The sequence below is a fragment of the Leclercia sp. M50 genome, assembly GCF_037150775.1.
Lineage (GTDB): Bacteria > Pseudomonadota > Gammaproteobacteria > Enterobacterales > Enterobacteriaceae > Enterobacter.
This window is the reverse complement of sequence record NZ_JBBCPK010000060.1, coordinates 22,379-28,776: the sequence shown is the minus strand read 5'-3', so window position 1 is coordinate 28,776 and position 6,398 is coordinate 22,379. Positions and strand designations below refer to the sequence as shown.

The 6,398-nt window shown below is 58.3% G+C and carries 9 protein-coding genes; 2 read left to right on the top strand and 7 right to left on the bottom strand.

All coding sequences use genetic code 11. From position 1 onward, the window contains the following. The 4 genes from tadA to murQ form a co-directional block, all read right to left on the bottom strand. Positions 1–346 (bottom strand): tRNA adenosine(34) deaminase TadA (gene tadA, locus WFM46_RS15275; protein WP_336997951.1); only part of this gene is annotated, 346 nt, incomplete at its 3' end. Positions 347–376: 30 nt separating this feature from the next. After that, positions 377–1,012 (bottom strand): phosphatidylglycerophosphatase C, encoded by a 636-nt coding sequence (gene yfhb, locus WFM46_RS15270; RefSeq protein WP_103180746.1) that lies wholly within the window; start codon positions 1,010–1,012, stop codon positions 377–379. 3 nt (positions 1,013–1,015) lie between these two features. Next, a complete protein-coding gene (locus WFM46_RS15265) occupies positions 1,016–2,368 on the bottom strand; it encodes a PTS transporter subunit EIIC (RefSeq protein ID WP_103180747.1) in 1,353 nt (450 codons plus the stop codon). A gap of 10 nt (positions 2,369–2,378) precedes the next feature. After that, a complete protein-coding gene (gene murQ, locus WFM46_RS15260; RefSeq protein ID WP_103180748.1) occupies positions 2,379–3,272 on the bottom strand; it encodes an N-acetylmuramic acid 6-phosphate etherase in 894 nt (297 codons plus the stop codon). A 118-nt stretch (positions 3,273–3,390) separates the two neighbouring features. On the opposite strand from murQ, the gene WFM46_RS15255 reads away from it, so the two are divergent. Together WFM46_RS15255 and WFM46_RS15250 are read left to right on the top strand one after the other, a co-directional pair. Further along, positions 3,391–4,239, top strand: a complete 849-nt coding sequence (locus WFM46_RS15255) for a MurR/RpiR family transcriptional regulator (protein ID WP_039029756.1) — start codon at positions 3,391–3,393, stop codon at positions 4,237–4,239. A gap of 56 nt (positions 4,240–4,295) precedes the next feature. Continuing rightward, on the top strand, positions 4,296–4,556 hold the full coding sequence (locus tag WFM46_RS15250) for a YfhL family 4Fe-4S dicluster ferredoxin (RefSeq protein ID WP_103180749.1): 261 nt from the start codon (positions 4,296–4,298) through the stop codon (positions 4,554–4,556). Here WFM46_RS15250 and acpS read toward each other — a convergent pair. The 3 genes from acpS to recO are packed head-to-tail and all read right to left on the bottom strand — an operon-like array spanning position 4,553 to position 6,398. After that, positions 4,553–4,933 carry a holo-ACP synthase gene (gene acpS / locus WFM46_RS15245; RefSeq protein WP_103824595.1) on the bottom strand — a complete coding sequence of 127 codons (381 nt, stop codon included), beginning with the start codon at positions 4,931–4,933 and terminating at the stop codon, positions 4,553–4,555. The two genes, WFM46_RS15250 and acpS, sit on opposite strands and share 4 nt — an antisense overlap. Further along, on the bottom strand, positions 4,933–5,664 hold the full coding sequence (pdxJ, locus tag WFM46_RS15240; protein WP_103181123.1) for a pyridoxine 5'-phosphate synthase: 732 nt from the start codon (positions 5,662–5,664) through the stop codon (positions 4,933–4,935). Before pdxJ ends, acpS begins: the two co-directional genes overlap by 1 nt. 23 nt (positions 5,665–5,687) lie before the next feature. Next, positions 5,688–6,398, bottom strand: coding sequence for a DNA repair protein RecO (gene recO, locus WFM46_RS15235; RefSeq protein WP_103180751.1), 711 nt, complete (start codon positions 6,396–6,398; stop codon positions 5,688–5,690).

Here is a 6,398-nt window from a genome sequence, read left to right as displayed (position 1 = left end):
CATACACCACTGTACCGATCCGGCTGTGGATCATGGCGCCTGAGCACATGACGCAAGGTTCGAGAGTGACATACAGGGTGGTGTCCAGCAGGCGGTAGTTTTGCAGCACCAGTCCGCCCTGGCGCAGGGCCATAATTTCGGCATGGGCGGTGGGGTCATGGCGACCAATCGGGCGATTCCAGCCCTCGCCGATCACCTGATTATTGTGCACCAGCACGGCACCGACCGGGACTTCGCCTTCATCCCAGGCACGTTGGGCAAGCTGGAGCGCATGGCGCATCCAGTATTCATGATTAAGTTCAGGGTCGGACAACGCAGCATACTCCAGTCTGAAAAGCGGGCGCATTATACACACCCGCTATGCATAATCACAAAATCATTCCAGTTGCTGAAGTTCGCCCAGCGGCGTAACGCGCCAGCGGTGCTGGCAGAAGTAGAGCAGCGGGTTATCCTGTTTGCTGTCGCTGTAGCCGCTGTAGAGCCGCAGCGGAGTGCCGATTTTCTTCTCCAACTGTGCTACCTTCTCATGCCCGAGACAGCGCATGGTCAGCACCCAGCCGCCATAGGCGCGGCCAATCTGGGTGGCGATCAGGTTAACGCGCGGCAGCCAGGGGGTATCAAAGTAGACCTGTTCCACCAGCGACTGCGGCGAGCCGGTGATGAGCCAGATGTCGGCATCGTTGGCGTCCAGGTAGTTTGTCAGCCGATCCTGCACCACCGGAAAGGCGGTGACATGTTTGCGAAACCAGGTGACAAACTCTTTCTCCAGCTGTTTAAGCCGGGCTTCGCTGTGGCCGAAGGTACACCCCCACAGCAACAGGCTCATCGGCCAGCGAGCGGCGCGCCCCTTCACCAGCAACACGCCGCCAATGATTGGCAGCAAGGGCAATACGAGCAGGGCATTCAGGGGCTGTCGGCGCAGTAAATAGCGCATAAAGGTGCCGAACATATCCTGCTGATGCAGCGTTCCGTCCAGGTCAAAAAAGACAACACGACGCTCGTTATTTGCCAAACCTTACTCCTCTGGATCGTTAAACCCTAACAGCCAGGTAAACAGGAACCCGGCGATCACCGCTACCAGATAGCCTAACAGATAGAGCATGACTTTTCCGGTCACGATGGTTAATGCCAGCGGTAATCCGGAAATACCAAAGGTGATGACGGTCGCCACTTTCCAGTAACCGATCAGCGCCCCACCGACCGCGCCACCCAGACAGGCCCCGATAAACGGCTTGCCGAGCGGGAGGGTGACGCCAAAAATCAGCGGCTCGCCGATGCCCAGCAGCCCGACCGGCAGCGCCCCTTTAATTACCTTTTTCAGGCGTGCGTTGCGGGTTTTCATCAGCACCGCGATGGCCGCGCCGATCTGTCCGACTCCGGCCATCGCCAGAATAGGCAGCAGGGCGTTGTAACCGTGCGCCTGCACCAGCTCAACGTGGATCGGCACCAGCCCCTGATGTAAACCGGTCAGCACCAGCGGCAGGAAGGTGCCCGACAGCACCGCCCCCACCAGGAATCCACCGCGATCGATAGCCCAGGAGGCACCGTGGGCAATGGACTCCGAGATCCAGCCTCCCAGCGGCTGCAGGGCGATGATGGCGATACTGCCGGTGATAAGCGTGGTCAGCAGCGGATTGAGGATCAGCTCCAGAGAGCCTGGCAGGACATTACGCAGCTTTTTCTCGAGCCAGCACATCAGCACCACCACCAGCAACACGGCGATCACCCCGCCGCGCCCCGGCTGCAGCGCTTCACCGAACAGGGTGATCTGCGCCAGCTGCGGGCTGGAGAGAATGCCGGCCATCACCCCGCCTAACGCCTGCGAGCCGCCAAACACTTTGGCAGTATTAACCCCCACCAGAATGTTCATGATGGCAAAGACCGCGCTGCCGAAAATGCCGAGGATCCCGAGCAGGTTTGGATAGTGGGTCGCAAAATCCCCGACAATGTCCGGGCGTTTGAGGATATTGATAATGCCGGTGATGAGCCCCGAGGCAATAAAGGCCGGAATGAGCGGAATAAAGACATTTGCCAGCATGCGTAGCGCATCGCTCATCGGGGCTTTATATTTCGCTTTTGCCTGCGCTTTGGTGCGCTCGGCATCATCAATCACCGCCCCGCCCATCAGGGAGCGCATGGCATCCACTACCTGCGCGGCTTTACCCGGCCCGACGATGAGCTGGTGCTGCTCCCCCTGCTTTACGTATCCGCTGACGCCAGGCAGTTTTTTCAGGGTGGCCGGATCGAGCTTGTCGTCATCCTGCACTTCCACCCTCACCCGCGTCATACAGTTTTCCAGACGCCGTATATTTTTTTCTCCGCCGATCCCCGCAAGAATACCGCTGGCGAGCGCTACTGTTTTTTCCATGTACGCCTCTTTAGTTTTCTAATGCCGCACGTAAGAATCCCTGATGCGCGTCAAGCCTGGCGCGCGCCGCAGCGGCATCCAGCCCGCTTAAAATCATCAGAATGGCCGGTTTGACGTCGTACCCGGTCTGTTTCAGCACCTCTTCCGCCTCTTCGCGGGAGCTCCCTGTGGCTTCGACCACCATGCGGCACGCCCGGTCAATGAGCTTCACGTTGGTCGCTTTCATGTCCACCATCAGGTTCTGGTAGACCTTACCGAACTTCACCATTGCCCCGGTGGAGATCATATTCAGCACCAGCTTTTGCGCCGTGCCGGACTTCAGGCGGGTGGAGCCGGTCAGCGCTTCAGGGCCTACCACCGGCGAGATAGCGATCGTCGCCACCTGGGCGATGGGTGAACCTGGATTGCAGGAGATGGCCACGGTAGTGCAGCCGGTCTGGTTCGCATACTCCAGCCCGCCAATGACGTACGGCGTCCGCCCGGAGGCCGCCAGCCCGACCACCAGATCCTGCGCGGTCAGGTTAAGCGCTTTGAGATCGTCTTCACCGAGCTGCTTGCTGTCCTCTGCCCCTTCCACCGCTTTCAGCAGCGCTCCCGGCCCACCGGCGATGAGGCCGATCACCAGGCCATGTGGTACGCCGAAGGTAGGTGGGCACTCTGAAGCATCCAGCACCCCCAGACGCCCGCTGGTGCCCGCTCCCATATAGATAATGCGTCCCCCCGCTTTCAGCGCATCTGCCGCGGCATCCACCGCTTTCGCCACCTCGGGCAATGTTTCTTTCACTGCCTGCGCGACCAGCGTATCCTGTTGGTTGAAGCGATGAACAAGGTCAAGCGTGGAGAGTGCGTCCAGGTCCAGGGTTTGTGGGTTGCGGGATTCTGATACCAGTGAGCCGAGATTCATTTTTTTGTACCTCAAGAATTTTTAATTCATAATAATCGCATTATCATGGAATATAAAATTCATTCAGGCGAGCAGAATTCGCATTTGCTGCAGTCATCACATTTCGCCAGGAGTCCCTATGAACTGTCTAATTCGCATCCGCCAGCGATACGCGGGTTTTGCCCAGAGCGATAAAAAGCTGGCGGATTTTTTACTCTCGCAGCCCGATCGTGCCCGCCATTTAAGCTCTCAGCAGCTTGCCAGCGAGGCGGGCGTGAGCCAGTCAAGCGTGGTGAAATTCGCGCAAAAGATTGGTTTCAAAGGTTTCCCCGCCCTGAAACTGGCACTCAGCGAGGCGCTGGCCAGCAACCCGAATCCGCAATCCATGCCGGTTCATAACCAGATCCGCGGCGACGATCCGATGCGCCTGGTCGGGGAAAAGCTCATCAAAGAGAACGTGGCGGCGATGCATGCCACCCTCGACGTCAACAGCGAAGAGAAGCTGCTGGAGAGCGTGGCCATGCTGCGGGCGGCAAGACGGGTGATCCTAACCGGCATCGGCGCCTCGGGGCTGGTGGCGCGTAACTTCGGCTGGAAGCTGAATAAAATCGGTGTGATTGCCATTGTCGAACAGGACATGCATGCCCTGTTGGCTACCGTACAGGCGATGGAGCCTGACGATCTGCTGTTGGCCCTCTCCTATTCTGGCGAACGCCGCGAGATTAATCTGGCCGCTGATGAAGCGCTGCGCGTGGGGGGCAAAATTCTGGCGATCACCGGCTTTACTCCCAATGCCCTGCAGCAGCGGGCCACGCGCTGTCTGTATACCATTGCCGAAGAGCAGGCCACCCGCAGCGCGGCGATCTCGTCCACCAGCGCGCAGATGATGCTGACCGATCTGCTGTTTATGGCGCTGGTTCAGCAGGATCTGGAGCATGCTCCGGAACGTATTCGCCACAGCGAGGCATTGGTAAAAAAACTGGTTTGAACAGACAATGAGCGTATAATGCCCGCCCTGTTTGTGTTGTTTCTGAGAATTTCCTGATGGCGCTGTTAATCACCAAAAAATGCATCAATTGCGATATGTGCGAACCCGAATGCCCTAACCAGGCAATTTCAATGGGAGCGAGCATTTACGAGATTAACAGCGACCGCTGCACCGAGTGCGTGGGTCATTATGAGACGCCAACCTGCCAGAAGGTGTGCCCGATCCCCAATACTATCCTGAAAGATCCGGCACATCCTGAATCGGAAGAGCAGCTGTGGGACAAGTTCGTTCTGATGCACCACGCCGATAAAATTTAACTTTCGATAATCACCGTGGCGCAGGCGTAATGGCGTTCATCCGCCAGCGTCACATGCATGTGCGCCACGCCCAGCTTTTCTGCCAGATTTAGCGCCTCGCCCCACAGCCTGAGGCGCGGTTTACCCAGCTCATCGTTAAAGACTTCGAACTGATTGAACGCCAGACCGTTGCGGATGCCGGTACCGAAGGCTTTTGCCGCCGCCTCCTTCACCGCAAAACGTTTGGCAAGAAAACGCACCGGTTGCTGGTGCGCTTCCCAGATGGCCCACTCGTTATCGCTGAGCACTCGACGGGCAAGGCGATCGCCGCTGCGGGCAATCACCGCTTCGATGCGGGCGATCTCAACGATATCCGTGCCTAAGCCGAGGATAGCCATTACTTGCGGGCTTCCAGCATCAGACGCTTCATCTCTGACACCGCCTCTTTCAGGCCGCTCATCACCGCGCGCCCGATAATCGCATGGCCGATGTTCAGCTCATGCATCTCCGGGATCGCCGCAATGGCCTTAACGTTATGATAGGTCAGACCGTGACCGGCATTCACCTTCAGACCCAGACCCGCCGCGTAGGTTGCCGCTTTGGCGATGCGATCGAGCTCTTTCGCCTGGGTCGCTTCGTCTTCGGCATCGGCGTAGCAGCCGGTGTGGATCTCAATAAACGGCGCGCCAACGTCGGCGGCGGCTTTGATCTGCGCTTCATCGGCATCGATAAACAGGGATACTAAAATCCCGGCATCGGCCAGACGTTTGCACGCGTCACGCATCTTATCCAGCTGACCGGCCACATCCAGCCCGCCTTCGGTGGTCACTTCCTGGCGCTTTTCCGGCACCAGGCAGCAGAAGTGCGGTTTGGTCTCAACGGCAATCGCCAGCATCTCTTCGGTGACGGCCATCTCCAGATTCATGCGGGTGTCCAGGGTCTGGCGCAGGATGCGCACATCGCGGTCGGTAATATGGCGACGGTCCTCGCGCAGATGCACGGTAATGCCGTCGGCACCCGCCTGCTCGGCGATAAAGGCCGCCTGGACCGGGTCAGGATAGGCGGTTCCGCGCGCATTGCGCAGCGTGGCAATATGGTCAATGTTGACGCCTAACAGTAATTCAGCCATGACAATCCTCGGTTTCTCGTTGTTCATTTACGCTTTGGCATAAACTGCCTGAATAATTCGCGGCTCTTTAAGGGCTTGCCACCAAGATACGGCTTGAGCGCAATACGGGTAAAGCGTTTTGCCGCCCGCAGGGTGCTGGCGTCCGGAAATTCGCGTTCCGCCAGCGCCCGCAGATCCCGCCCGGTGAAGGTGCTGTTGTCGATAACCACGCTGGCGATAAAGCCCTTCTCTTCGCGATAGCGGTAGGTCATGGTGTCCTCTACCGGCTCACCGCTGCCCGCACAGTGCAGAAAATCGACCCCATACCCCAGGTGCCCAAGCAACGCCAGCTCAAAGCGGCGCAGCACAGGCTCGGGCGAGCCGCTCACGCCAGCCAGCGCCTGAAGACAGTGCAGATAATCGAAAAAGAGTTCAGAGAAGCGGGTCTCATGTTCAAGCACGCGCGTAATAAGCTCGTTAACATACAGACCGCTGTAGAGCGTAATACCAGAGAGAGGGAGCGCCAGAGAGACGGCTTCAGCACTGCGCAGGGTTTTCACTTCACCACGTCCGCCAAAGCGCACCAGCAGCGGTGTGAAGGGCTGCAAAGCACCTTTCAGATTAGAACGTTTAGAACGTGCGCCTTTGGCAACAAGGCGCACGCGGCCTGACTCTTCCGTGAAGACGTCCAGCATCAGGCTGGTTTCGCTCCAGGGACGACTGTGAAGGACAAAGGCTCTTTGCCATCCATCCAC

Coding starts and splice junctions, on each gene's coding strand:
- pdxJ (WP_103181123.1), bottom strand. CDS start 5,664: ATGGCTGAATTACTGTTAGGCGTCAACATTGACCATATTGCCACGCTG.
- WFM46_RS15265 (WP_103180747.1), bottom strand. CDS start 2,368: ATGGAAAAAACAGTAGCGCTCGCCAGCGGTATTCTTGCGGGGATCGGC.
- WFM46_RS15255 (WP_039029756.1), top strand. CDS start 3,391: ATGAACTGTCTAATTCGCATCCGCCAGCGATACGCGGGTTTTGCCCAG.
- acpS (WP_103824595.1), bottom strand. CDS start 4,933: ATGGCTATCCTCGGCTTAGGCACGGATATCGTTGAGATCGCCCGCATC.
- murQ (WP_103180748.1), bottom strand. CDS start 3,272: ATGAATCTCGGCTCACTGGTATCAGAATCCCGCAACCCACAAACCCTG.
- WFM46_RS15250 (WP_103180749.1), top strand. CDS start 4,296: ATGGCGCTGTTAATCACCAAAAAATGCATCAATTGCGATATGTGCGAA.